Raw genomic sequence first — 25756 nt, forward strand, 5'->3', positions numbered from 1 at the left:
ATTTGCTGTACCCCAATTTCCCTAGGAGAGGACCCCTGATGAGCACAACCACCCCGTCCACGAGCCTGCGCGATGTGATCGGCCTGGACAATCAGCCGCCGCGCCTGAGCGAGTCGGCGTTGATCCTGATCGATTACCAGAACACCTATCGCACCGGCGTAATGGCTCTGGAAGGCGCCGAGGAAGCGCTCGTGGCGGGCGCGCGACTACTGGAACGTGCACGGGCCGCGGGCATTCCGGTTATCCACATCCTCAACGACGGCGGCGTGGACACCCCGTACGACATTCGCGCCCGGATCGGCGCCATCAGCGACGAGGTCGCCCCGCTGCCCGGAGAAGCGGTGGTGATCAAGGAGTTCCCCGACTCCTTCCACGCGACCGAGCTGCGGAAAGTGCTGCAGGACTTCAACATTGCCCCGGACGGCGATCTGCTGCTCGCCGGTTTCATGACCCATATGTGCGTCACGTTCACCGCCCAGGGCGCGTTCAACCTCGGTTACCGGCCGACCGTCGTCGCCGAGACCACGGCGACGCGCGCGCTCACCGCGCCGGATGGCAGCATCCTGCCCGCCGCCGCCCTGCAGGCCGCGAGTCTGACGACGATCACCGATCTGTTCGGCACGGTCGTCCCGACGGTCGATGCCATCCCGAACTGACGGTGGTCAGCCGATACTGGCGGAGAGATCGGGCAGCATTCGATAGGCCTCGTCCTGCCAGTTGTTCCACGCGTGGATCCCGTATTCGGGGAACGAGTAGGTGATATTGGCGGCGCCGAGGGTGGCCATGCGGACCTGGAAGGCGCGGGTATTGACCAGTGCCAGCGCTTCCAGGGCCATACCGTTCACGGTGCCCATATTCGGGCCGTCGTTGGCGGTGGGTCGGCCGCTGGCCGCGGCCACGTAGACGCGAGTGTTGTTGGCGACCAACTGCGGGGCGAAGACGAAGGGATCCATGCGCAGCCATTGCGGACCCCACGGCGGAGCCATGGAGTCGACGTTGTAGCCGCCGGCGTCGATCATGGCCAGGCGGATGGCTTCGCGCATTCCGGGTGCGGAGATATTGAGGTAGCCGGAGTACGAACCGGCGAAGCTGAATTGATCAGGGTGATAGGCGGCGAGCGTGAGGGCGGCACTGCCACCCATCGACAGGCCGAAGATGCCGTTGCGAGTGGGATTGAAGCCCAGTCGATCTCGCAGGGCCGAGCGCAGGTCCTGGGTCAGGAAAGTTTCCCAGGTGTAGCGGTAGCTCTTACCTGGTCCGCCCGAAAGCGAGTCGGTGGCACCGGATCCAGTGTTGGCCGAGCCGGTTCCCGCTGGGATGCCGAAGAATTCGCTGGGCGCGTTCCAATCGGTATAGAAGCTGGACTGACCACCCACCGGCATGACCACATTGATATTCCAGCTCGCCAGGGTCTCGGCGACATTCGTCTCGATCTCCCAGCCGTTGAGGCCTTCACCGGCGCGCATACCGTCGAGCGCGTACACGACACGGTTGGTATTGCCGTCCGCGGCGCGCAATACGCGAGTCTTGATGGGCCCCATGGCGGGTGAGTCGACCCAGAAGTCGAAGGCGGCCGGATTGAATGCCGCCGAGGCCTTCGCACCGCCGAGGGCGACCGTCCCCAGGGGCACGACCAGCGCCAATGCCACCATCAGTACCGTCCGCCGGAGCCAGCTCCCGGTGGACTCGGACGAATTCGATCTACCGCGAAGCGATCTCAACGATCGGTTCCTCTCGTTCGAGCGGTCACAACACCGCAGGACTGTCCGGAACCGGTCCCCGAACCGGTACAAGCGGGCGTGCGAACAGCGGCAGTTGCTGTCCTCACGCCCGCTCGAAGTACCTATCGCTCACGAACGAGAATTCGTTGCTAGAAAATAGCCACCCAACTATGTGATGCGGCACACGTCCAGTCGATCGCTGCGGACGCTCAATGCGCGCGCAGCATGCGACCTGCGGCATCGACGGCAGGCGTGGAACTACCTGCGTCGTTGATGAATACGGCGAAGGCGAGATCGCCGGAGATACCCACGAACCAGCCGTGCGCATGTTTGTCATCGATGAATTCGGCGGTGCCGGTCTTGCCGAGCAGGCCCGGAATATCGGCCAGCTGAGTCGCGGTCCCGCCGGTAATCGTCTCTCGCATCATGGTTTTCACCTGATCCGCGATCGTCGGCGGCAGCGCGGGCGGCACCTTGCCGGGCACCCCGGGGCGCCCCTGCACGAGCGCCGGATTCGGGGCCGACCCGTGCGCCAGCGCGGCGGCGACCATGGCCATACCGAAGGGACTCGCGGTGACCTGCCCCTGCCCGATGCCCTCCTCCACGCGGAGCGCGGCGGTATCGGCACCGGGAACCTTGCCGGTGACGGTGGTCAGTGCGGGTGTCGTGTAGTCGACGCCCAGGCCGAGCTGCATGGCCGCGGTGGTGAGCGCATCGGGAGCGAGATTCACCGCCAGCCGCCCCATGGTGGTGTTGCAGGATTTGGCGAAGGCGGTGTGCAGCGGGACCTGTCCGAGGTCGAAGTTGTTGTCATTGGGGATCTGCCGGCCTTCGATGTTCTCGGTACCGGGGCAGGCGAGCACGGTATCCGGGGTCACCGCACCCGATTGCAGGGCCGCCGAAACAGTGACCGTCTTGAAGGTCGACCCGGGCGGGTAGAGCCCGGTGAGAGCGAGCGGCCCCTGATCGTCGGCCGGGCCGTTCTGTGCGATGGCCAGCACGTTTCCGGTGGACGGTTGCAGCGCGACGATCGCGGCGGCCTGCGGGATCGGAACCAGCGCCGCCTCGGCGGCACGCTGCAGCGCCGGGTCCAGCGTGGTGTGAATATCGGTGACGGCCTTGGCATCCTGCCCACCCACGCGCTGGGTGCTGCCGTCGGTGCCCCGTGCCCGCACGGCCCAGCCGGCGGCGGCGTCGGCATCCTGCTGCCAGAGATCGGAGAGCCCGGACCACACCGGCGAGGAGAGGGATTTATCGGTCGTGAGCAGGCGCGTCTGCGGCGCCAGCGTGACATTCGGCAGTGCGGTGAGCGCATCCTGGATAGGTGCGATATCCGCCGGTCGCAGCGTCACGGCCGTAATCGGTTTACCCTGCGCGCCAGCCAGTTCCGAGGTCAGCGAGGCGGCGGTGACATCGGGCGCCGCCGCATGCAGCAGTCCCGCCACGGCCGCGGTATCCGCGCCGGGAGCGAGATTCACCAGCGTGACGATCTGCTGGCTCATGAATTCGCCGCCGGTGCTGTCGAGCACGCGGGCCGCCGGTGCCGGATCGACGGGTCCGTAGGACAGCGGCCCGATATCGAGCCCGGGTGCGACGGTGGCCGGGTTCCAGTGCACCTTCCAGCCGTCGCCGGTGTCATCGAGCGTGCCGGTGGTGGAGTACGTCCACTCGTTATGGCCGTCCTTGCCCAGTTTCCAATCGGCGGCGAGGGTGAAGGTGCCGCCGGCGTCGGTCTTCTGAACATTGCTGACCTGGTATTTCACCTGCTTGCCGAGGGCGTCGTAGAGCCCGCCGAGACTGTCGGTGGCCTGTTTCGCATCGGTCGTCGCGCCGGCCGCGGCGGCGACGTCATCACGGGTCAGCGCATCGGCGAAACCGTTCGCCGCCTGCTTCATTCGATCGGCCGTCGAGCCGCCGCTGGAGCAGGCCGTCAGGGCCAGTCCCGATGCGATAACCATTCCGAGGAGTCTCGTTCCCGTCCGCATCGTCCCGACGCTACCCGCCACGGCAGGCCCGGGCACGGAACTGGGCGCGTGAACGTGGTACCCCGCCGCGACGGGCAGAGCTAGGGTCGCGGGGTGGGTTTCGAGGTTCGGGTGGACAGTGCGGGCGCGGTCGGGATCGTCAAGGTCGCGGTGGGGTTCGGGTGGAGTTGGGATCCGACGGATATCCGCAGTTTCGCGCGCCGGGTGGGCTGGCAGACACCGGAACCCGTGGGAACCATGCGGCGCGGCGCGGTCTTCTCGCGCACCGGGCTGCGGGTGTGGTGGGACTCGGCCATGTTCTGGGGCAGCGGTCGGCGGCTGCACTATGTGCGGGTGCCGGTCTCCGATTGCCCGGCGCCGAACGGACTCGGCAGCCCGGAACTGCTCGCCGAGGCCATGATTCAGGTGCGCGATGCCATTACGAAGGAGCTCGGCGACCCCGAGCACGGCGCGGGACCAGAAGACGGACCGGCCTGGATTCTGCCGAATCTGGTGGTGGGACTGGCCCTGGGCCCCGACACCGTCGATCTCATGCTGGTGAACCCGGTGGATCAGCGATTCTGGATGGACCGGCGGCACGACGGCGCCCGGCGGCGAACCGCAATGGGCGGGTGGGGACGGTTCTCGGAGGATCTGGCCGGATATCTGGAGACGCTCCCGACCGATGCGCGGGTGGTCGTCACCGCACCCGGCGGGCGGTACGTACAGTTCGCGGTCGAGGAGCGCGAACTGACCAGCGAATTGAGTCGCAGCGAATTCATCGACCCCACTTGGCGATACGGCGATGATGTCGGGAAATCGCTGGAGGCACAGGGCTGGTCGCCCACCGAGGATTCGAACTGGTGGCGCACACTACCCCGGAATGCCGGGCGCACCGCTATGAGTCATTTTGCCGCGGGCGCCGTGGAGGCGCTCCGCACGCTGGACGTGCAGGCGGTCACCGATCTGGTGGTCGACGCCTGGGTGGAGGGCGGCGAGGATCTGCCCCTCACCGCACTGGGCATTCCACCGCATCCGACCTCTCGAACGCAGCGCGCCGAATTCCTGCGCAGCAATGCCCCGTACGGCTTCGATATCGGACCGCTGCGGGTGGATGTCCCGAGCGGCATCGATATCGCCCGTGCCGCAAGGGAATTCGCCTGGACCTGGACGCGCGCGGATATCGACGGTTTCGCCGAACGCTTCGGCTGGAAGCTGCAGGACGAACCCGGCCCGGCGGACCGCGTGGTGTGGGTGCGGACCGAACTGCGCATCGATGGCGCTCGGGCCCGATTCTGTTGTGACGGTGACCGTTTGGAGTCGGTCTGCATCACCCTCAGCGACAGCATCGAATCACAGCTGTACGAGGAGGGCCCGCCCGCCGAGGTGCGCGATCAATTGACCGCGGCCGTCACCCGGGCGGTGGACGGCCTGCGCACCGAGCTGGGCGCACCCGTGCACGGCACGCTCTGGCGTACGCACGGCCCGGTCTGGTCCACCCGGCGGCTGGCGCTCGGAGTCGCGGCGGTGGGCGATACCGTCGAGCTGTACCTGGTGAATCCCGCTGAGCGCGAACGGCAATTGATCCTCGAACAGCAGCAGACAGCGCGCCGGGCCGCCGAGCGCGAGTGGCGGCAGTTCTTCGACGATCTGTCGGCCCTGGTCGCCGATCTGCCGGAAAACGCCGAGGTGACCATAGACGCCGGTGATCGCGGCTGCGCGACCTTCCTCCGTGATGCGGACGGCCTGCGGGTCACCCTGGATGCGGAGGCCGGTCTGGGCCTGCATCCGCGCACCACCGAGCTCATGCGCACGAACGGCTGGCAGCGTCCCGCGACCGGCCGCCCCGTATGGCGGCACGGCCTCTACCGCCCCGCGCTCTTCCGCGATTTCCGCCGTTTCGCGGAGTTCGCGCTCTGGCCGCTGCGCACCCGCATGGGCCCGTACACCGTGCTGCGGGTGCACGCGCAGGGCGAAGAGCATGCCCTGCGCACGCCGTCGACAGGCTCGACCGGCTTCTGACCGGCACCCCTAGAGTCGGGGGATGACCGAGATCGATGATGTCCTTGTCACCCGGGCTGCCTACGACGCCGTTGCCGAGCTCTACACCAATCTGTTCAAGAGCCACCTGGATTCGAATCCGTTCGATCGGGCCATGCTCGATGTTTTCATCGCGTCGGTGAACGAGACCGAGCCCGGAATGGTCGCGGATATCGGTTGCGGGCCGGGTCGGGTGACGACCTATCTGAAGGCCGCGGGGCTCAATGTCTTCGGAATCGATCTCTCCCCCGAAATGATTCGCCAGGCGCGGGCCGCCCATCCCGATATCCATTTCGAAGAGGGCTCGATGGAGCGGATGAGCCTGGACGATGCGGCGCTGAGCGGAATCGTGGCCTGGTACTCCATCATTCACACCCCGCCGGAGCGGGTGCCCGCCGTCCTGACCGAGTTCGCGCGCGTCCTGCGGCCGGAGGGCCATATCCTGTTCGGCTTCCAGGCCGCCGAGGAACCGCGGGGTGTGCAGGCTTACGACCACAAGGTCGCGCCCGGATATCGCTGGGCCCCGGACACTTTGGCGGAGGCGCTGGAGGAGAACGGATTCCGGGTGACAGCCCGCATGCTGCGCGCGCCGCGTCCGGATGATCGCGGCCCGCAGGGCTACGTGCTCGCCGTCCGGAACTGATCGCCCGGAATAGAAATCCACCGGGGCGGCTTGCGAAGACCCATGGGTATGAAGGCGATCAGTCAGCGAGTCCTCGGCGGCCCGGAGGTGCTCGAGACGGTGGAGGTCGAGAAGCCGAGCCCGGCCCCCGGCCAGGTGCTGGTCCGGGTGGCCGCCACCTCGGTGAACGCGGCCGACTGGAAGCTGCGCGCGGGCATTGTCACCAAACTGGGCGCACCGCCGTTCACCCTGGGACTCGATGTATCCGGCGTGGTCGAGGAGATCGGCGCGGACGTCACCGAGTTCGCGCCCGGTGACGAGGTGTACGGCGCGGTGCTGAGCCGCAATGGGGCCTACGCCGAATATGTGGTCACCCCGGCGGATTTCCTGGCGCCCAAGCCCGCGACGCTCGACCATGTGCACGCCGCCGCCCTGCCGACCGCGGTGCTCACCGCCTGGCAGGGACTCACCGAAGTACAAGCGGGACAACGCGTTCTGGTCCACGCGGCGGCGGGTGGCGTGGGCCATCTGGCCGTGCAGATCGCCAAGGCGCGGGGTGCGTACGTGATCGGCACCGCCCGCGCCGCCAATCACGAATACCTGCTCGAACTCGGCGCGGACGAGGTAATCGATTACACGACAACCGATTTCACCACCATCGCCACCGTGGATCTGGTAATCGACCTGGTCGGCGGTGACTACACCGAACGCTCACTGACCGTCCTGCACCCCGCCGGCCGCCTGATCGACGCCCAGGGCGAGGTGCCGCTGGACGACCCTCGCTATCACCGCCTCTACTTCAGCCCCTCCGGCGCCGATCTGCGTGCGGTGGCGGCGCTGGTCGACCGCGGGCAGCTGCGCAGCACGGTCGAACGCGTCATGCCGCTCGCCGAGGTGGCCGCGGCGCACGAGCTCAGCGCCTCCGGGCGGGTGCGCGGCAAGATCGTGCTGGTGCCCTGGGCCGCCTGACCGCGGATTCCTGGCCATCGGGACATCTGGTGCATCGCCGCGGCGCTGGGCTTACCGTCGAGCAGAGGCGATAGCAGGGAGTAAGTGGTGGAGTACTGGGACGAAGAAGTCGATGTGCTGGTCGCCGGTTCCGGCGGTGGTGTGGCCGGGGCCTATACGGCCGCACGCGAGGGTTTGACGGTGACGCTGGTGGAGGCCACCGACAAATTCGGTGGCACCACGTCGTATTCGGGCGGCGGCGGAATGTGGTTCCCCTGCAATCCGGTGCTGCGGCGGGCCGGCGTCGACGACACCCTCGAGGATGCGCTCACCTACTACCGCGCGGTGGTCGGGGATCGCACGCCGGCCGAACTGCAGGAAGCGTATGTGCGCGGCGGTTCGGGAGCGATCGAGTATTTCGAGAGCGATGAGAGCATCTCGTTCCAGATGTTCCCGTGGCCCGACTATTTCGGCAAGGCGCCCAAGGCGCGGCTCGACGGCAAGCGGCACATCATTCCCACTCCCCTGCGCGCGAGCGAACTGGGTGAGCTGAGCGAATCGATCCGCGGACCGCTCGCCACCGACCGGCACGGTGATCCGCAGCCGGACTATCTCATCGGCGGCCGGGCGCTGGTCGGGCGGTTCCTGCTGGCCATGGCCAAGTACCCCGGCGTGTCACTGCGGCTGCACACCGCACTGGTGGAGCTGGTGGTCGAGGGCGGTGCGGTGGTCGGCGCGATCGTCGAGCGCGACGGCAATCGCGTTGCCATCCGCACCCGCAAGGGAGTGCTGTTGGCGGCGGGCGGTTTCGAGGGCAATGACGAACTGCGTCAGCGCTACGGAGTGCCCGGCGTGGCCCGGGACACCATGGGGCCGTGGGGAAATGTCGGTAAGGCGCACGAGGCGGGCATTGCCGCCGGCGCGGATACCGATCTCATGGATCAGGCGTGGTGGTCGCCGGGGCTGATCCATCCGGACGGCCGCGCGGCCTTCGCGCTGTGGTTCACCGGCGGCATCTTCGTGAACCAGGCCGGCGTGCGGTTCGTCAACGAGTCCGCGCCGTACGACCGGCTGGGCCGCGACATCATCGACCGGATGAACGACGGCTCGGTGCGCCTGCCGTTCTGGATGATCTACGACGACACCGAGGGTGCGGCGCCGCCGATCAAGGCCAGCAATGTGCCGATGGTGGAGACCGAGAAGTACGTCGAGGCGGGGCTCTGGCACACCGCCGACACGCTGGAGGAACTGGCCGCGAAGATCGGCGTGCCCGCGGATGCGCTCACCGCGAGCGTGGCCCGCTTCAACGAGCAGGCCGTGGCCGGGGTGGACGCGGACTTCGGGCGCGGCGACGAAGCCTACGATCGCGCCTTCTCCAATGGCGAGTCCCCCCTCGCGCCCATTGTGAAGGGACCGTTCCACGCGGCCGCCTTCGGCATTTCCGATCTGGGCACCAAGGGCGGGCTGCGCACCGACACGGTGGGACGCGTCCTGAACGAGGCCGGTGACACCATCCCCGGGCTGTACGCGGCGGGCAACACCATGGCCGCGCCGAGTGGCACCACCTATCCGGGCGGCGGCAACCCGATCGGCGCATCGGTGCTGTTCAGCCACCTGGCGGCACTGGATATGGCGGCCCGCTAGAGTCGATCCATGAGCCCGGTCGACGAGGCAGCATCGAGCACACCAGCGCGGGCGCGGTATGACGTGGTCGTGGTGGGCGGTGGCCACAACGGGTTGGTGGCCGCCGCCTATCTGGCGCGGGCCGGGCGGTCGGTGCTGGTTCTCGAGCGTGCGGATCACACCGGTGGTGCGGCGGTGTCGGCGCGGGTATTTCCCGGTGTGGACGCACGCCTGTCCCGGTACTCGTATCTGGTGAGTCTGCTGCCGCAGCAGATTGTGCGAGATCTGGGGCTGCGCTTCGAGACTCGGCGTCGGCGCATCTCGTCCTATACCCCGGTCGGTGCGGGCGGGCTGCTGGTGGACAACGGATCCGAGGCGGGAACTAGGGAGAGTTTCGCGCGGGTCACCGGCTCGGATACGGATTTTCTTGCGTGGCAACGGTTCTACGCAGAGACTGCCGGACTTGCTCAGCGCGTCTTTCCCACCCTGACCGCACCGCTGCCGACACGGGACGAAATGCGCCGCACGGTAGCCGATTCCGCGCTCTGGGACGCGCTCTTCGAACGCCCACTGGGTGAATGGGTCGAGAAGACCTTCACCGACGACACCGTGCGCGGCGTAGTCCTCACCGATGCGCTGATCGGCACCTTCACCCATGCGCACGATCCGTCGCTGCTGCAGAACCGCTGCTTCCTCTATCACGTCATCGGCGGCGGCACCGGCGACTGGGATGTGCCGGTCGGCGGTATGGGCGCACTGACGGATGCGCTCGCGGCCGCGGCCCGCACGGCCGGGGCGGAGATCGTGACCGGTTGTGCGGTCGCGGGCATCGAAACCGATGGCAACACAGCGCAAGTGGCCTTCACCATGGCATCCGGTGAGACCGGTACTGTCACGGCGGGCCGGGTGCTGGCGAATGCGGCGCCGTACGAACTGGCGCGGCTGCTCGGCGAGACCGCGGAACGTCCGGAGGGTTCCCAGCTCAAGATCAATATGCTGCTGCGCCGCCTACCGCGCCTGCGGGACACCCGGGTCGATCCCGCCGCCGCCTTCGCGGGCACCTTTCATATCGCCGAATCCGCCACCCAGCTCGAACAGGCCTATCGCGAGGCCGCATCCGGCCGGCTGCCGTCCGCGCCGCCCGCGGAGATCTACTGCCACACCCTCACCGATCCCTCGATCCTCGCCCCCGAGCTCCGCGCCCAGGGCATGCACACCCTCACCCTCTTCGGTTTGCACACCCCCGCACGACTTTTCGCCGCCGATCCGGACGGAACAAAGGCTGCGCTGGTCGATGCCACACTCGCCCAACTGGATTCGGTTCTCGCCGAACCTCTTCGCGACTGCCTCGCCGTCGACGCCGACGGCCGCCCCTGTCTGGAGGCGAAGTCCCCGGTCGATCTGGAACGCGATATCGGCCTCCCCGGCGGCCACATCTTCCACCGAGATCTCGAATTCCCCTACCTTCCAGAGGAATCCGACAACTCCCCCGCCGCTCGCTGGGGCGTCGCCACCGCACACCGGAACATCCTGCTGTGCGGCGCGGGCGCAGTCCGCGGCGGTGGTGTCAGCGGCATCGGCGGCCACAATGCCGCCATGGCGGTACTCGAGTCCACCGAAGCCTGACGCCGCGACATCACCGCTCCGCGGGGTGCTCGGCATCCCACTTCGCCCGAGCCTCGCTCACCGCGTCCATATGGTTGCGCGACCAGTCCGCCAGATCCGCCGCCACCCCGGCCAGGCTGTAGCCGAGATCGGTGAGCCGGTACTCGACCTGCGGTGGAATGGTCGGATACGCGGTGCGCTCGAGGAACCCGTCGCGCCCCAGCCGCTTGGTGGTGAGGGTCAGCATGCGCTGGGAGATGCCCGGGATCGCGCGCTGCAGTTCACTGAATCGCCGTGTGCCCTTGTGTAGTTCGACCAGCACCAGCACCGTCCACTTATCACCCAGCCGGTCCAGGGTGTCGCGGATGCCGCAGTTGTCATCACCACACGGCCCCTCCGGAACAGGCTCCGCCACCTGCGCGGTAACACCGGTGTTCGTGAGTGACAGCAAAGTGCCTTCTTCCCGAGTGGGCGCAGTCGTCGGATGCTCGACCATGTCGTAGTTCACGACCTTCTCAACGCAAGGAGTGTCCCAATGATTCTGGTGACGGGCGTTTCCGGCAGCCTCGGCGGATTGGTGCTGGCAGGGCTGCGCGCGCAGACCGATCTGGAGGTGGTCGCGGGATCCAGCTCCGGCGACGGGACCACCACCCGCCGCCTCGATTTCGACGATCCCGCCACCCTCGCGGAGGGTTTCCGCGGAGCGGACGTCCTGGTCTTCATTTCGGCCGGATACGCCGAGGACGATGTGGTGCTGGCCCGGCACGGCGCGGTCGTGGACGCCGCCACCGCCGCGGGCGTGCGGCATGTGATCTACACCAGCCTGGCCGGTTCGGCGAGCTCGGCGACCATTGCCGTCCCACACCGCTGGACCGAATCCCGTTTGGCTGCTGCGCCTTTCGAGGTCACGGTGCTACGCAACGGCCTGTACACGGAGGTTCCGGTCGGCCTGGCGCTCGCCGCCGCCGAATCCACCGCCGCGACAGGTGTTTTCGCCGCGGCCTTCGGCGACGGCCGCATCTCGGTGGTGGCCCGGGAGGATCTGGCCGATATCGCGGTACGCGTTGCCGCCGAAGCGGATCGGGATCTGCGCGCCGGATCCGGAAACCGGCATGCCGGGCGCACCTATGAGCTCGAGGGCGTGGATTCGCTCAGCGGGGCCGATATCGCCGAGGCGCTCGGCGCGGCACTGGGCCGGCCGGTCCGGTACCAGGACATGGCACTGACCGATGTGCGCAATGGATTGAGCGGCAGCGGTCTGCAGCCGTATCAGATCGGCCACACCCTCTCGCTCTTCTCGAATCTGAAGGCCGGGTTCCTGCATGCCGCCGGTGGCGATCTGCGCACACTGCTTCCGGCGCCGCCGCGCCGCGTGCACGATCAGATCGCCGCCGCGATCACGACCCCCGCGACCATCGGAAACTGAAGCGGCTCAGTCATCCTGGGGATTCGCGGCGCACACCTCGGCACAGCAGCGGATGAAGTCGCGGACCATGGGATTGCTCTCGGAGGCGGCGGGCCAGGCCACCGCCACCCGGCTGGGCCCGATACCGCGCACCGGGCGGTAGACGATGCCGGGGCGCGGGTAGTAGCGGGCCGAGGAGGCCGGGGTGAAGCTGATGCCGAAGCCATTGGCGATGGCGGTGAGCCATTCATCGGTATTGCGGGCGATGGCCCCGATGACGGCGGTCGCGGCGGGACGGGCGTCGGCGCCGATCCAGAAGTCGCGCCACCAGCCATTTTCCGGCGGAGACGCGACAAACGGCTCCTCCCACAGATCCCGGAATTCGATCTCCTCGGACCCGGCGAGGTGATGGTCGGCGGGCAGCGCCAGCCAGCGCGGTTCGGTGAAGAGCTCATGCCTGCGGTAGTTGTCGTGGCCGGGGAAGGGCAGCCGGACCAGCGCGGCGTCGACATCGCCCTCGGCGAGACCGGCGCTGGGGTCGGTCCAGCCGAACTGCCGCATATCGACCCGCCAGCCCGGATGCGCGCGCCGGAAGGCGGCGACGATCTCCGGGGTGAATTCGTTTGCGGCACTGGCGATGAAGCCCACCCGCAGCACCTTGCCCGCCCGGCTGGCGCCACTCTTGGTGGCGTGCAGCATATGCTCCCAGCCGGCCAGCAGCACCGGCGCGTGCTCGGCGAAAACCCGGCCGGGTTCGGTGAGGGTCATACCGGTGCGGGTGCGGATGAACAGTTGCACGCCGAGCTGTTGCTCGAGCTGTTTGATCTGTTTGGTCACGGCGGGCTGGGACACGTACAAACGCTGGGCAGCCCGGGTGACGTGCCCTTCCTCCGCGACGGCGACGAAGTAGCGCAGCAGCCGCGTGTCGATGTCCATACCTCAAGGTTATGGCTACGAGGTCCGGCGGCCGTCGCCCGCCTGCTGCCCCATGATGTCGGTGCAGCACCGAATGAAGTACCGCACAATGGGATCCGCCTCGGAGGCGTCCGGCCACACCACGGCCACCCGGGTCTGCGCGATGCCGTGCACCGGCCGGAACACCACGCCCGGATAGGGATTGGTGCGGGAGGTGGAGGCGGGCGTGAAGCTGACGCCGTATCCGCTGGCAATGGCCCGCAGCCATTCGTCGGTACTGCGGGCGATGGCGCCGATGATGGCGGTGTCCGCGGGACGGGAGTCCAGGCCCATCCAATAGTCGCGCCACCACCCGGTTTCCGCGGGCGAGGCGACATAGGGCTCATCCCACAGCTCCCGGAAGGCGATATCGTCGCGTTCGGCGAGCGGATGATTGTCCGGCAGGGCGATCCAGCGCGGTTCGGTGAACAGTTCCCGCACGTGATACCCGTCCTGGCCGGGGAAGGGTAGTCGGAGCAGGGCGACATCCACATCACCCTCGTCCAGTCCGGCGGTGGGGTCGGTCCAGCCGCCCTGGTGGATATCGACCTGCCAGTCCGGATGCAGCCGGTGGAAGACCTGGATGATCTCCGGTATGTGCCCGTCGGCCGCGCTGTTGACGCAGCCCAGGCGCAGCACGCGGGCCGCGCGGCTGGCATCGCTCTTGGTATCGCGCAGAATGCGATCCCAGGCGCCCAGCAGTTCGGGCACCTGCGCGGCGAGCACCTTTCCGGCGGCGGTCAGGGTCCAGCCGGCCCGGGAGCGGATGAACAGTTCCACCCCCATCTGCTGTTCCAGCTGTTTGATCTGGGTGGCCAGCGCGGGCTGTGCGACATGCAGGCGCTGCGCTGCCAGCGGAGGGGACTCGGTCTCCGCGACCGCCAGGAAGTAACGCAGCAGTCGCGTGTCGATATCCATCGGTCTCTATTTTGCCCTCCACCGCGCTCCGGGCGGGCTCGCGGCCCTGAAGTCCCAGTTGGGACCTTTGCGAAGAGTGCCGTGAAGTGCGGATGTTAGGGCCGATTCACCCGAAAGTCTGGATCGTCACGGTCGGGAAAATCCGGGGCAGTGGACAGGACGCGCGCAAATCCATTGCGGCACCGACCGGTCGGTTGCTCGCGCGCTAGGGTGAATTTGCCACGAAGTTGCTGTATTTCAGGACGCTGATTCGGCCACCGAGCGAGGCAGGAGGCGTGTGAACCCGACCGAACCCGAACCCGAACACCATCAACCGCAGCACCGGCTCGCCCCGGCTCCGCGCCCGATGAGCGGCCGCCTCTACGGGGCGACCCGCCGCGCCGCCGGATCCATGGACCGCTGGCTGCGCCGCGTCAGCGCCAGCCCCCTCGACCTGTCCGCCGAGGACGCGCCCCCGCCCGTCGAACCGCCCGTGTCCGCGGATCTACTCGATCTGCTGCGGCATCTCGGCGTCGCGCTCATCTCCTCCGGCGAAACCACCAATCAGGTGCAGCGCATCCTCGACGATATGGCCCGGCGCTACGACGCCGACGAGGTGCATTTCTTCGTCCTGCCCACCGGAATCTTCGTGCGCGTGCACGATTCCCGGGGCACCGCCGTCGACCTGCTCGAGGCCAATGGGGAGACACTGCGGCTGGATCAGATCGCGGCGCTGTACAAGCTGATCGACGAGATCAAGCACACGGTGCCGCCGCCTGCCGAGGCCACACTCGAACTCGCGAAGATCCTCGCCTCACCGCCACCCACCGCGGTGTGGCTCATGCTGCTGGGCAATGTGGTGCTGACCACGGGCCTGGGCCTCATGCTCAATCCGACGGCCAATGCCCTGCCCGGATACATCGTCATCGGCCTGGTGGTGCAGCTGCTGATCATGCTCGCGGACCGCATGCCGCTGCTGTCGCTGGGCCTGCCGGTGGTCGCGGGCGCCTCGGTCACGCTGCTGGCCTTCGGTTTTCCGCATGCTATCGGCGGCGGCAATCCACAGCAGCTGCTGGTGCCGGGCGTCTCCTCACTGCTGCCGGGCGCGACGCTGACCAATGGTTCCATCGAGCTGGCCACCGGATCGATGGTGGCGGGCGCCAGTCGCACCATCTACGGCCTGAACAAACTGATCCTGCTGGCCTTCGGCATTCTCATCGGCCTGCAGATGCTGGGCCCGAACCCGTCGATCACTCCCGAGACCATGCACCAATTGGGTTGGTGGGCACCGTTTCTCGGTGTGCTGCTGATCGGCCTCGGACATTCGTGGCGGGCCAGCGCGCCCCCGAAATCGCTGCCCTGGCTACTGGTGGTGCTCTACGCGGCCTTCCTCGCGCAGAAGCTCGGGGTGCAGATCGGCGGCGGACTGCTCGGCTCGTTCCTGGGCGGCATGGTGGCGGTGCCCGCCGCATATCTGGTGCAGCGCAATCGAAATGCGCCGCCTACGCAGGTGGCGTTCCTGCCCGCCTTCTGGATGCTGGTGCCCGGCGGCATCGGTCTCACCGGGGTGTCGGAGCTGGTGACCCAATCGAATGCGAACGGGCTGCACGTCCTGGTCACCACCACGCTCACGGTGCTGGCCATCGCCATGGGGGTGCTGGTCGGCTCGGGTCTGGCCACCAAGCGGCCGCCGCAGATCTCGCCGATGGTGGAGCAGTTCCTCGGTCCCGATACCGGGAAGCATTCAGCGGACCATCGCGAGCCCTGAGTCCGGATCGATCAGCCACAACAGCCAGTGCGGTGCGAGCAGGGCCGCGAATTCGTCGTAACCGGGTGCGTCGGGGTGGTAACCGTCGACGGCGGCGACCTCACGCATCCAGATGCGATTGTCCCGCAACGGCTGATGCGCACGCAGATATAGGACGCCGGCACTGTCGCACAGCGCCGTGAAGCGGGCGTCGAGGTCCAGCAGGCGGTCGTTGTGGTCCTCGTCGACATTCGGCGGCGGTGCGACCACCATTGTCGTCCAGCCGTTTTCCCGGGCCCGGCGCAGGATTGCCGCGAGATTGTCCACCGAATCCGCGGGATCGACGCGCGGACGGCCGTTCTCGTACTGGCTGTCGTTGACGCCGGTGGAGATCACCAGCCGGCAATCCGCGCCGGCGGGCAGTCGCGGCGCGCACTCGGCTTCCCAGCGGGCCCGGAGCTCGGTGCTGTTCTCGCGGCGAATACCCAGGTTGTAATAGGTGAGCGGCTGCCCAGCGGCAATGGCGCGGGCCGCCAGACGGCCCGCCCAGCCCAGGCATTTCCGGTCCCCGACCCCCGCTACGAAAGATTCGCCGATAAAGCAGACACGGAGATCGGATACCACAGACCAATACTCGCACGCAGGGAAAACAGACACGCCGGACGGGGACCGGCGGCGGCGTCGTGCCGCGACCGGCCCGCGACGGGTTACGGTAACCGGCGGATTGGAAAGTCGGCCGAACCGCCGACCGCCGCAACCCACCCCGAGCCGACCATGGGACCACAGCCGTTCCCACGATCCGAAAGCGCGTATAGGACATGCGAGTCGACGGACGGGATATCCCCGTCTCCGGCAGCCTGCTGCAGCCGCGGATCCGGCGGACCAGCGACATTCTGCGCGTCGTGCTGTCCGCGCTACTGACCGCTGTTGTCATTACCGGCTCGCTCATCACGCGGCCGCAGTGGGAGGCCCTGGAACGGTCGGTCTCCGACATCATCGGATTCCTGACGCCGGAACAGTCCAATCTGATCTATGTCGTGTACGGCATCGCGATTCTGGCGCTGCCGCAGGCCATTCTGGTCCGGTTGGTATGGGATCGCCAGTGGAAGCTGCTGGCGGGCTTCCTGTCCGCGGGTCTGATCGCCGTCCTGCTGTTCTCCATCACCGGCACCGGGTTCACCGCGCCGCGCTGGCATCTGTCCGAAGCGCAGCAGGTCAATACGTTCCTCTCGCAGTTCCTGGACGATCCGCGCTGGATCGCCATGCTGGCGGCCGGGCTGACGGTCTCGAGTCCGTGGCTGCCGCCGACCTGGCGACGCTGGTGGTGGACGCTGCTGCTGGCCTTCGTGCCCATTCACCTGGTGGTCAGTCTCGTGGTGCCGGCACGGGCGCTGCTCGGCCTGGCGGTCGGCTGGCTGGTGGGTGCGGTCATCGTGCTGGTGGTCGGCACTCCGGCATTGGAGGTCCCGCTCGACGCGGCCGTTCGAGTGCTGGCGCAGCGCGGTTTCCGGGTGACGGCGTTCAAGGTCGTGCGCCCGGCCGGACGTGGTCCGCTGGTGCTGTCGGCCGCCTCCACCCAGGTCGAACCGGCCCCGCACGAATCCGATACCGCGGCGAGCGGCGGATCGAAAACCACGCCGGGCAGATCGAAACCCAAGGCGGGTGAAGCGGTTACCGCCTCGGCCGACCCACCGGCCGACGGTCCCGCGCAGACATTGACGGTCGAGCTGTACGGGCAGAATCAGCGCAGCCGCAGCGCATTACGGCAGCTGCGCCGCTGGCTCACCATCCGCAGCAGCGAGTATCCGACCCTGTTCGCCTCCATGCGGCGCGCGGTCGAACACCGGGCGCTGATGGGCATCGCCATCGGCGATCTGGGGCTGGGCAGCAATAAGCCGCTCACGGTGGCGGCGCTGGATCGCAAGTGGATGCTGTACGCGCACACCGTTCCTCGCGGCCGGCCCATGGTCGCCGAGGACGGCGAGCCCATGCTCACCAAGGTGTGGCAGGCGCTCGACACCCTGCACCAGGCGCAGATCTCGCATGGCGATCTGCGGGCCGAGGATATTCGAATTGTCGAGGGGCAGGTGCGGTTCGGCGGTTTCATGGCCTCCGAATTCGGCGCCTATCAGGTGCGATTCGAATCCGATATCGCGCAGCTGCTGCTGTCCACCGCGGCGCTGTTCGGCACCGAGCCCGCCGTGCGCACCGCCCTCGCGGTCATGGGCACGCAGCCGGTGCTCAATGCCTCCCGGCGTTTGACCAAAACCGCGCTGCCGGAACAGGTTCGCAAGGCGGTGCCCGATGCGGGCGAGCTGATGAAGACCACCCGCGAGGAGGTGGCCTCGCAGACCGGTCAGGACAAGATCGAGGCCGCGAAGATCACCCGGTTCTCGCGCAATCAGATCATTCAGCTGGTGCTGCTCATCGGCCTGGTCTACGTGGCCTACCCGTATATCAGCGCCTCGCCGACCTTCTTCTCCGAACTGCGCAATGCCAATTGGGCCTGGGCCGCACTGGGACTCACGGTATCCGCGCTGACCTACATCGGTGCGGCCATGGCGCTGTGGGCGTGCGCCTCCGAGGCGGTGAAGTTCAGCAAGCTGCTGCTCATGCAGATCGCGAATACCTTTGCCGCGACCACCACCCCGGCGGGTGTGGGTGGTCTCGCGCTGAGTGTGCGGTTCCTGCAGAAGGGCGGGCTCGGTGCGGTGCGCGCCACCGCGGCGGTCGCGCTGCAGCAGACGGTGCAGGTCATCGTGCACCTGGTGCTGCTGGTGTTCTTCAGTGTGGCGGCGGGCGCTTCGACGAATCTGTCGCACTTCGTGCCGAGTGCGACGGTGCTGTATTTCGTGGCGGGCGCGCTGCTGGGTCTGCTCGGTGTGACCATGTTCGTGCCGACTGTGCGGCGCTGGATCCGGACCGAGGTGCGGCCGCAGCTCAAGGAGGTCGTCGCGCAGCTGGGCGATCTGGCCCGGCGCCCGGCGCGGCTGCTGATGATCGTGGGCGGTTCCGCGACAACCACTCTCGGCGGGGCGCTGGCGCTGTGGGCCAGCATCGAAGCGTTCGGCGGCAGTACCGGATTCGTGACGGTCACCATTGTCACCATGATCGGTGGCACGCTCGCCTCCGCAGCGCCCACACCCGGTGGTGTCGGCGCTGTCGAAGCGGCCCTCATCGGTGGTCTGGCGGCCTTCGGCGTCCCCGCCACCATCGCGGTTCCCGCCGTCCTGCTCTACCGGGTCCTGACCTGCTGGCTCCCGGTGTTCTGCGGTTGGCCGATCATGCGCTGGCTCACCGCCAACGACATGATTTAAAGAACTCTCCAACTCTCGGGGGCTTCGCCCCCGAACCCCCAGGAGCATTCCCGGGGATTCGCCTCGACCCAGTCCTACTTGCGCAGTTCTACTTTGAGGACCTTGCCGCTGGCATTGCGGGGCAGTTCGGCGACGATGACCAGATCCTTGGGGTGCTTGTAGCGGGCCAGGGATTCGTTGAGGAACGGGGTGAGTTCCTCGAGGGTGAGGTCGTCGACGCCCTCGACGAGTGCGACGACCGCGACCGGCACCTCGCCCCACTTCTCGTGCGCACGGCCGATGACCGCGGCCTCATGGATCTTCGGGTGGGCGAACAGGACGTTCTCCACCTCGGCGCAGTAGATGTTCTCACCGCCGGAGATGATCATGTCCTTCTTGCGGTCGACCACGTAGATGAAGCCCTCGGAATCCTCCCGGACCAGATCACCGGAGTGGAACCAGCCGCCGTGGAAGGCTTCCGCGGTGGCCTCGGGCTTGTTCCAGTAGCCCTGCATCATGGTCGGGCCGCGGTAGACGATCTCGCCGACCGTTCCGGGTTCGACATCGTTCATCTCGTCGTCGACCACGCGGGCCTGGATGGTGGGAATGGGCTTACCGACCGAGCCGATCTTGGTCAGCGCGTCCCGGCCTTCGAGAACGCAGGTGATAGGCGACATTTCGGTCTGCCCGAAGACCGCAACGCTGAAAGCGTCCGGGAAGCAGTCGGACATGGCCTGCAGCACCGTATTCGACGCGGGAGCCGCACCCCAGCAGAGTGAGCGCAGGGCCAGCTTGCGCTCCCGGACGGTCGGCTCCTCACAGATGAGCTGCCACTGCACCGGCACGCAGAACGCCGTGGTGGCCTGCTCGGCTTCGATGGCGTCCAGGTACTCGGTGGCATTGAACGCGCCCAGCGGATGCAGCACCGTCTTGCCGCCGAGCATGAAATACGGGGTGAGACTGCCCAATCCGGCGATGTGGAAGAGCGGGGAGGTGCAGAAGCCGATGGACTCCGGCGTGATCTCCATGGCCCGGATGCAGGTCAGCGCCTGTGCGTTCAGGTTGGCATGCGACAGCACCGCACCCTTGGGGGTGCCGGTGGTGCCGGAGGTGTACATGATCAGCGCCGGGGTGTCCTCCGGAATATCCAGTGGCGCGTGGGGTTCGCCCGCCTCGGCGAGGAAATCGTCGTAGCCGACGGCGCTCTCGCCGCTCTGACCGTTGATGACCACACAGGTCGCCAGGTCCGGGGCCTGCGCCTGCACGGCCGCGGCGAGCGGCTGCAGCAGTGCGTCGGTGACGATCGCCTTCGCCCCGGAGTCGCCCACGATGTAGGCGACCTCCGGCGGGGTCAGCCGGAAATTCACCGGCACCGCGATGGCGCCGAGGGCATTGATGCCGATGACCGCCTCGATGTACTCGGTGTAGTTCAGGGCGAGAAGAAGTACGCGATCGCCGAACCCGACCCCTCGACGGGCCAGCGCGTCGGCGAACCGCTCCGAGCGCTCGTGCAGCTGCAGCCAGGTGGTGTCCACACCCTTGAACCGGAAGGCGACATTCGCCGGTCGCATCGCGGCATGCGTGGCGATCTGGTTGACCCAGTGATTGCGCCGCGACCGGATGGGCTCGTCGAGTGGCTGGAAACCTGTGGTCATGCCACGTACTCCTCTCGCACCGTCATGGGATGGCTCCGGCTGTTCCGGCGGCATCGACGGCTGATCGTTCGCGAGAATACCAACTAACTTTTCAGCGTGACAAGGGTTACAGAGAAGGTTCCGGCACTTTTTTGTCATCGTTTCAATCAGCAGATCAGAGCATGTGAACTGATCTTTGAGGCGGCGTAGACTGCGCCGGGTTATCCCCAGGTTCGACATGAAACCGATGCCAGAAGTGCAAACTCCCACTCACATCGGGGTTGAACCGCCATATGCAACTATGCGAGTATCAAGCGGTTCGCGAGAGGCTAGAGAGGACAGCGCCGATGCTGCGTACCAGGTTCACCGAGACCTTCGGAGTCGAGCACCCGATCGTGCAGGGCGGCATGATGTGGGTCGGCCGCGCCGAACTCGCCGCCGCGGTCTCCGAGGCGGGCGGTCTCGGCATCATCACCGCCCTGACCCAGCCGACGCCGGAGGATCTCCTGAAGGAGATCGAGAAGGCGCGCTCACTCACCGATAAGCCGTTCGGCGTGAACGTGACGATCCTGCCGTCGATCAATCCGCCGCCGTACCAGGAGTACATGCAGGCGATCATCGATTCCGGCGTGAAGATCGTCGAGACCGCCGGCTCCAATCCCGAGCCCTTCCTGCCGTACTACAAGGCGGCCGGGATCAAGGTGCTGCACAAGTGCACCAGCGTCCGGCACGCCCTGAAGGCGCAGAAGATCGGCGTCGACGGCGTCAGCATCGACGGTTTCGAATGCGCCGGGCATCCCGGTGAGGACGATGTCCCCGGCCTGATCCTGATTCCGGCCGCGACCGCGGCGCTCGATATCCCGGTCATCGCCTCCGGCGGCATCGCCGATGCGCGCGGTCTGGTCGCGGCGCTGGCGCTGGGCGCGGACGGCGTCAATATGGGCACCCGCTTCATGTGCACCCAGGAGTCGGCGATCCACCAGACGGTCAAGGAGCAGATCGTCGCCAATTCCGAGCGCGCCACCCAGCTGATCTTCCGCACCATGCACAACACCGCCCGCGTGGCGGACAACGAGATCAGCCGCAAGGTCGTCGAGATCGAGAAGGCCGGCGGCAAGTTCGAGGATGTGCGCGATCTGGTCGCCGGTGCGCGCGGCCGCCGCGTGTTCGAAGAGGGCGATCTGGATGCGGGCATCTGGTCGGCCGGCCAGGTCCAGGGCCTGATCAATGACATCCCGACCTGCGCGGAGCTGGTCTCCCGCATGGTCTCCGAGGCCGAGGCCCTCATCGGCTCACGCCTGGCGGGCATGCTCAGCTGATCGCCGCGCTGGGTACGGAATACGAAAGTCCGTACGTCTCAGACAATTAGGACAAGAGCCCTTGGCAAATCTGCCGAGGGCTCTTGTCATTTCGGGTGCCTTCGAGCAGCTGATCCGTCATGCTTTAAGGACACGACGGACGTGTGGCGGAGGTGCCGATATGGCAATCACTCGAATTTATCTCGATGACGACGCCCTGCGTCGGGCAATGGCGATTTCGGGCGTTCACACCGAACAGGACGCGGTGAACCTAGCACTGCGTTTTTTCAGTTCGCATGCGACAGCGGCGGATTACGAACACCCGTTTCACCCGCGGGCAGCCACGGCATCGTAATCGTGAGAGGCGATGACCTCGATACCGTCGGGGAGCGCGTGTAGGCGCTGAATGGTTCGGAAGGCATCGTCCCGGTCGGCATCGAAGAGCAGGCCGGGCATGGGGGCTTTCTCCCGAATCAGCTTGACCTGCAACGTGTTCCATACGGCGTCACCGGCCAGGAGGACGCGCGTGCCATCGTCCACGGCGAGCAGCACGCCGATACTGCCGGGCGTATGACCGGCGAGATCCACCAGGATGACCGCGCCGTCGCCGAACAGGTCATGGCTGCGCGGAAAAGTAAGTATCGGCGGACCGTCCAGTTCGATGTTTCCGGTACCGCGATTCCGCAATGGCGCGCGCACCACACCGATCGGCGCCCGCGGGCCGCTCATCGCCCACTCGTATTCGATTGCCGGAATTCGCAATTCCACCGAATCCGGAAGTTCGAGCAGACCGGAGACATGATCCCAGTGCAGATGCGTGGCGAGGACAAAATCGAGTTGCGCACCGGTGAGATCGCGGGCGGCCAAGACATCACTCAGTCCGAGGACCGGTTTGTCCGGCGAAACGAGCAGCCCGACCGGGAAGGGCAGTCCCGGCAGCACCCGCCGGTGCACATCGGCGCACAGCGCCGGATCGACCAGGAACCGCGCCCGCGGATGTTCCACCAGGAACGCGCCCATGGCCATGGGCAGTTCGCGCAGGCTGCGCACACCCTCGGCGACAATGGTGGCGGGCGCGGACATCCGGCCCTGGATCAGCGACCGCAACGTCACGGTATTGCGCGCCGGCGGCAGCTCCGCCAGATGCAACCCCGCGAGAAACGCGGTATCGGGCTGCCGCGGGCGCAGTAGCCTGCCGGGCGTCGCCGCGACGGCCGCGCAACAGCGCGTCAGTGTGGACAGGACACCGGGGCGGCCCTCATTCTCGCTCACGCGCGTCACGTTATGTCACAAGCTAGCTGCGCGAAAGCTCTTCTGGGCGGGACGAAACCTTGGCAGAATCGCCGGAGGTACTTCGGCGCGGACGTCGCCGGACACGGGAGGGATTTCCTGTGCGGGAGAGTACGACAGCATCCACCGATCGCACCCCCCTTCTCCGGGTGTCGATCGTCGGTGTCGCGTACCGCGCGACAGGGACCGCCTTCGACCACGAGTGGTTCGGCATCACCGAGCGTGAGGCCGCCGCCATGGATCCGCGCCAGCGGGTGAATCTGGAACTGGCCGTCGAGGCGCTCGATGATTCCGGCCTCGGCTGTCTGGCGCGCGGATCCCGCGCCGCCGTGGTGTTCGGCGCCGCAACGGGATTCGCCGCCGGCGCGGCCAATAGCGCGCATCAGCTGTCGCGGACGCTCGATCTGCACGGCCCCAGCCTCATGGTGGACAGCGATTACGCCTCCCCGCTGGTGGCAGTGGATACGGCCGTGCGGCTGCTGGCCGACGACGCGGTCCCGTTCGTCATCGCGGGCGGTGCGGATCTGACACTGCTGCCGGATCTTTCCGGCATCGCCGTTCCCCCCGACAGCGGCGGATGCACCGTCCTGGTCCTGCAGCGGACCTTGGACGCCGCACGCACCGGAACCCGCAGCTACGCCGAAATCGCCGGAACCGGCCTGGGTTTCCCCGGATCCGGCGCCACCGACGCCCACATCGCCCTCCGCAACCCCACCAGCCCCCGCTCCCCCGCCCCCCGAGGCGAAGAACCGCCGATACTCCTTCCCCTCTCCGCCCCCGACCCGGTCACCCTCCACAGCCTGGCCCAGCACTGGGCACAATCCGTCACCACCTACCCCACCCTCCGCGAATTCGCCACAGCCGCAGCCCGACTCGTCCCCGATGAAGTCCGAGCCGCCGTCCTCGCCCACGACACCACCGACGCCGCCACCCAACTCCGCGCCCTCGCCCAGCACATCGCGGCCACCGCTCTCATCGATACCGACGAGCAGATCTCGGCAGCCACCTACGCGACCACGGCGTCGGAATCATCGCCCGGTCAGCGGGATTCGTGCGGAATGGCGCGGCGCATTGTCGGGTCGGTGGTGTCGGCGGTCGCGCGCCCTGCCGGAAATGGTGCGGTGGTGGGGGTTTCGGGGGAACGGCGGGCGGGCGGGGTGCTGTTGCTGTTTTCGGGTGGCGGTGGGCATGCGCGGATGGGGCGGGGGTTGGCGGGGCGGTATCCGGTGTTCGCGGGGGCGTTGACGGAGGCGGCTGATGCGGTGGCGGAGGCGGGTGGGCCGCGAGTGTGGACGCCGCGCACCGGGTTCGGGCACGGGGAGGTGGGAGAGGATTTCGCGCAGCCGGCGTTGTTCGTGCTGCAGGTGGCATTGGCGGAGTTGCTCGAATCGTGGGGTGTTCGGGCGGATGGCGTTGCGGGGCACGGGGTGGGTGAGATCGCGGCGGCGGCGGTGAGCGGAGCGGTGTCGCTGGGTGATGCGGCGCGGATCGTGGTGGCACGGGGAAGGCTGCTGTCGAAGATCGGGGATCACGGTGCGGCAGCGGTTTTGGAGGCCACGCCCGCCGAGGCGCTGCGGCTGCTGGAGCCGATGCGGGCGGCGGTGGGGGTGGCCGCGATCGACGGGCCGCGCTCGGTCATCGTCTCCGGGGAACCGCGCTATATCGACGCGCTGGTGCGCCGTGCGCATCGGCGGGCCATCTTCGCGCAGCGCATCAATGCCGACAGCGCGGCGGCCGGAACGATTGCGGTGCCGCATATCCCCCAGGTGCGAGCCGTTGCGCCACAGCTGATTACGGAGCTCGCTGGAATCACGCCTCGGCGGCCGGAATGCGCCGTCTACTCGACGACCCGGCGGGGCACGGTGATCGGCGGGCCCGGCCTCGGCGTGGGCGGCAATCATGGTGCGGCCGACCCGCACTGGGACGATGCACGAAACTCGCAGACCCACGCGGGCATGGATGCCGCGTACTGGGGCGAGAATGCGGCAGGGCCGGTCGAATTGGGCGCGGCCCTGGAACAGGCTGCCGCCGATGGTTTTTCGACGGTGGTGGAGGTCGGGCCGCATCCTGTGCTGTCGGCGATCGTGCGGGAGCAGGCGGCATTCCGGGAGTCCACGTATTCGGTGGCCTCGCGCGCGGATGAGGCCGCGAGTTTTCTGCGGACGATCGCGCGGCTGCATCTCGACGGGCGGGCGGTCGACTGGACGGCGCTGGGACCCCAGAGCTCGCCGCCACCGCAAAGGCTGTGGCGGCGAACGATTTCGGTGGGCGGTGCGGCGGTGCGGCCGCCGGAGGTGCCGATTCGGGCCGAGGGCACCTATGTGGTCGCGGGCGGGCTCGGGAATTCGGGGGCGGTGGCGGTGCGGTGGCTGCTGGATGCGGGTGCGCGCGATGTGGTGGTGCTGACGCGCACACCGCGCGCACTGCCGCCCCCGCTGGACGGCATGGACGACTGGATCGTGGTGATGCGCTGCGATGCGGCCGACCGGACGGATCTGGCGACGGCGCTGCACGATATTCGAGAGTGCGGTTCGCCGATTCGCGGGATCGTGCACGCGGGCCGGGAACCCGACCGCACGGCCGCGGTGAATCTGCTGGAACTGACCGCGAGCGATCCGACCGACTTCACCATCGGGTTCTCCACCTCCGGCTGGCAGCCGCTGTCCCGCGTGTCGGGTGCGACCGGCCGGTGATGCGGCCATGATGACTGGA

20 protein-coding genes are annotated in these 25756 nt (G+C 67.6%); 12 read left to right on the forward strand and 8 right to left on the reverse strand.

Annotated features, from left to right (window positions below):
- Positions 1-38: 38 nt before the first annotated feature.
- Positions 39-656, forward strand: a complete 618-nt coding sequence (locus tag OG326_RS01560) for a cysteine hydrolase family protein (protein ID WP_327142838.1) — start codon at positions 39-41, stop codon at positions 654-656.
- A 6-nt stretch (positions 657-662) separates the two neighbouring features.
- On the opposite strand, the gene OG326_RS01565 is transcribed toward OG326_RS01560, so the two are convergent.
- Both OG326_RS01565 and OG326_RS01570 read right to left on the reverse strand, forming a co-directional pair.
- Complete coding sequence (locus tag OG326_RS01565) at positions 663-1652, reverse strand: alpha/beta hydrolase (protein WP_327142839.1); 990 nt, start codon at positions 1650-1652, stop codon at positions 663-665.
- Positions 1653-1930: 278 nt separating this feature from the next.
- Positions 1931-3679, reverse strand: a complete 1749-nt coding sequence (locus OG326_RS01570) for a penicillin-binding transpeptidase domain-containing protein (RefSeq protein ID WP_327142840.1) — start codon at positions 3677-3679, stop codon at positions 1931-1933.
- A gap of 120 nt (positions 3680-3799) precedes the next feature.
- On the opposite strand from OG326_RS01570, the gene OG326_RS01575 reads away from it, so the two are divergent.
- The 5 genes from OG326_RS01575 (at position 3800) to OG326_RS01595 (ending at position 10544) form a co-directional block, all read left to right on the forward strand.
- A complete protein-coding gene (locus tag OG326_RS01575) occupies positions 3800-5707 on the forward strand; it encodes a DUF6301 family protein (RefSeq protein WP_327142841.1) in 1908 nt (635 codons plus the stop codon).
- Positions 5708-5729: 22 nt separating this feature from the next.
- A complete protein-coding gene (locus OG326_RS01580) occupies positions 5730-6368 on the forward strand; it encodes a class I SAM-dependent methyltransferase (protein ID WP_327142842.1) in 639 nt (212 codons plus the stop codon).
- Positions 6369-6416: 48 nt separating this feature from the next.
- A complete protein-coding gene (locus OG326_RS01585; protein ID WP_327142844.1) occupies positions 6417-7316 on the forward strand; it encodes an NADP-dependent oxidoreductase in 900 nt (299 codons plus the stop codon).
- An 87-nt stretch (positions 7317-7403) separates the two neighbouring features.
- A complete protein-coding gene (locus OG326_RS01590) occupies positions 7404-8939 on the forward strand; it encodes an FAD-binding protein (RefSeq protein ID WP_327142845.1) in 1536 nt (511 codons plus the stop codon).
- A 9-nt stretch (positions 8940-8948) separates the two neighbouring features.
- Complete coding sequence (locus tag OG326_RS01595; protein WP_327142846.1) at positions 8949-10544, forward strand: phytoene desaturase family protein; 1596 nt, start codon at positions 8949-8951, stop codon at positions 10542-10544.
- A gap of 10 nt (positions 10545-10554) precedes the next feature.
- Here the strand turns inward: OG326_RS01595 and OG326_RS01600 are convergent, their stop codons facing one another.
- Positions 10555-11031 (reverse strand): winged helix-turn-helix transcriptional regulator, encoded by a 477-nt coding sequence (locus OG326_RS01600; protein ID WP_327142847.1) that lies wholly within the window; start codon positions 11029-11031, stop codon positions 10555-10557.
- A gap of 27 nt (positions 11032-11058) precedes the next feature.
- Between OG326_RS01600 and OG326_RS01605 the strand changes: the two genes are divergently transcribed.
- On the forward strand, positions 11059-11949 hold the full coding sequence (locus OG326_RS01605) for an NmrA family NAD(P)-binding protein (RefSeq protein ID WP_327142848.1): 891 nt from the start codon (positions 11059-11061) through the stop codon (positions 11947-11949).
- 6 nt (positions 11950-11955) lie between these two features.
- Here OG326_RS01605 and OG326_RS01610 read toward each other — a convergent pair whose 3' ends face one another.
- Both OG326_RS01610 and OG326_RS01615 read right to left on the reverse strand, forming a co-directional pair.
- A complete protein-coding gene (locus OG326_RS01610; protein ID WP_327142849.1) occupies positions 11956-12864 on the reverse strand; it encodes a LysR family transcriptional regulator in 909 nt (302 codons plus the stop codon).
- 15 nt (positions 12865-12879) lie between these two features.
- Entirely contained in the window at positions 12880-13800 is a 921-nt protein-coding gene (locus OG326_RS01615; protein WP_327142850.1) for a LysR family transcriptional regulator, read from the reverse strand.
- Positions 13801-14077: 277 nt separating this feature from the next.
- Between OG326_RS01615 and OG326_RS01620 the strand changes: the two genes are divergently transcribed.
- Positions 14078-15547: a threonine/serine ThrE exporter family protein gene (locus tag OG326_RS01620; protein ID WP_327142851.1), complete on the forward strand. Its 1470-nt coding sequence runs from the start codon at positions 14078-14080 to the stop codon at positions 15545-15547.
- Here OG326_RS01620 and OG326_RS01625 read toward each other — a convergent pair.
- A complete protein-coding gene (locus OG326_RS01625) occupies positions 15524-16150 on the reverse strand; it encodes a GDSL-type esterase/lipase family protein (protein ID WP_327142852.1) in 627 nt (208 codons plus the stop codon). The genes OG326_RS01620 and OG326_RS01625 overlap by 24 nt on opposite strands.
- A gap of 194 nt (positions 16151-16344) precedes the next feature.
- Here OG326_RS01625 and OG326_RS01630 point away from each other — a divergent pair, with 194 nt between their 5' ends.
- The gene (locus OG326_RS01630) at positions 16345-18843 is read left to right on the forward strand and encodes a lysylphosphatidylglycerol synthase transmembrane domain-containing protein (RefSeq protein ID WP_327142853.1); all 2499 of its coding nucleotides are present in this window, start codon (positions 16345-16347) and stop codon (positions 18841-18843) included.
- Positions 18844-18917: 74 nt separating this feature from the next.
- Here OG326_RS01630 and fadD5 read toward each other — a convergent pair whose 3' ends face one another.
- A complete protein-coding gene (fadD5, locus tag OG326_RS01635; RefSeq protein ID WP_327142854.1) occupies positions 18918-20477 on the reverse strand; it encodes a fatty-acid--CoA ligase FadD5 in 1560 nt (519 codons plus the stop codon).
- A 326-nt stretch (positions 20478-20803) separates the two neighbouring features.
- On the opposite strand from fadD5, the gene OG326_RS01640 reads away from it, so the two are divergent.
- Positions 20804-21775, forward strand: coding sequence for an NAD(P)H-dependent flavin oxidoreductase (locus OG326_RS01640; protein WP_327142855.1), 972 nt, complete (start codon positions 20804-20806; stop codon positions 21773-21775).
- A 160-nt stretch (positions 21776-21935) separates the two neighbouring features.
- Entirely contained in the window at positions 21936-22109 is a 174-nt protein-coding gene (locus OG326_RS01645) for a type II toxin-antitoxin system VapB family antitoxin (protein WP_327142856.1), read from the forward strand.
- On the opposite strand, the gene OG326_RS01650 is transcribed toward OG326_RS01645, so the two are convergent.
- Entirely contained in the window at positions 22082-23026 is a 945-nt protein-coding gene (locus OG326_RS01650) for an MBL fold metallo-hydrolase (RefSeq protein ID WP_327142857.1), read from the reverse strand. The two genes, OG326_RS01645 and OG326_RS01650, sit on opposite strands and share 28 nt — an antisense overlap.
- 167 nt (positions 23027-23193) lie before the next feature.
- Between OG326_RS01650 and OG326_RS01655 the strand changes: the two genes are divergently transcribed.
- Positions 23194-25737: an acyltransferase domain-containing protein gene (locus tag OG326_RS01655; protein ID WP_327142858.1), complete on the forward strand. Its 2544-nt coding sequence runs from the start codon at positions 23194-23196 to the stop codon at positions 25735-25737.
- Positions 25738-25756 lie beyond the last annotated feature (19 nt).

Source organism: Nocardia sp. NBC_01327 (assembly GCF_035958815.1).
GTDB lineage: Bacteria > Actinomycetota > Actinomycetes > Mycobacteriales > Mycobacteriaceae > Nocardia.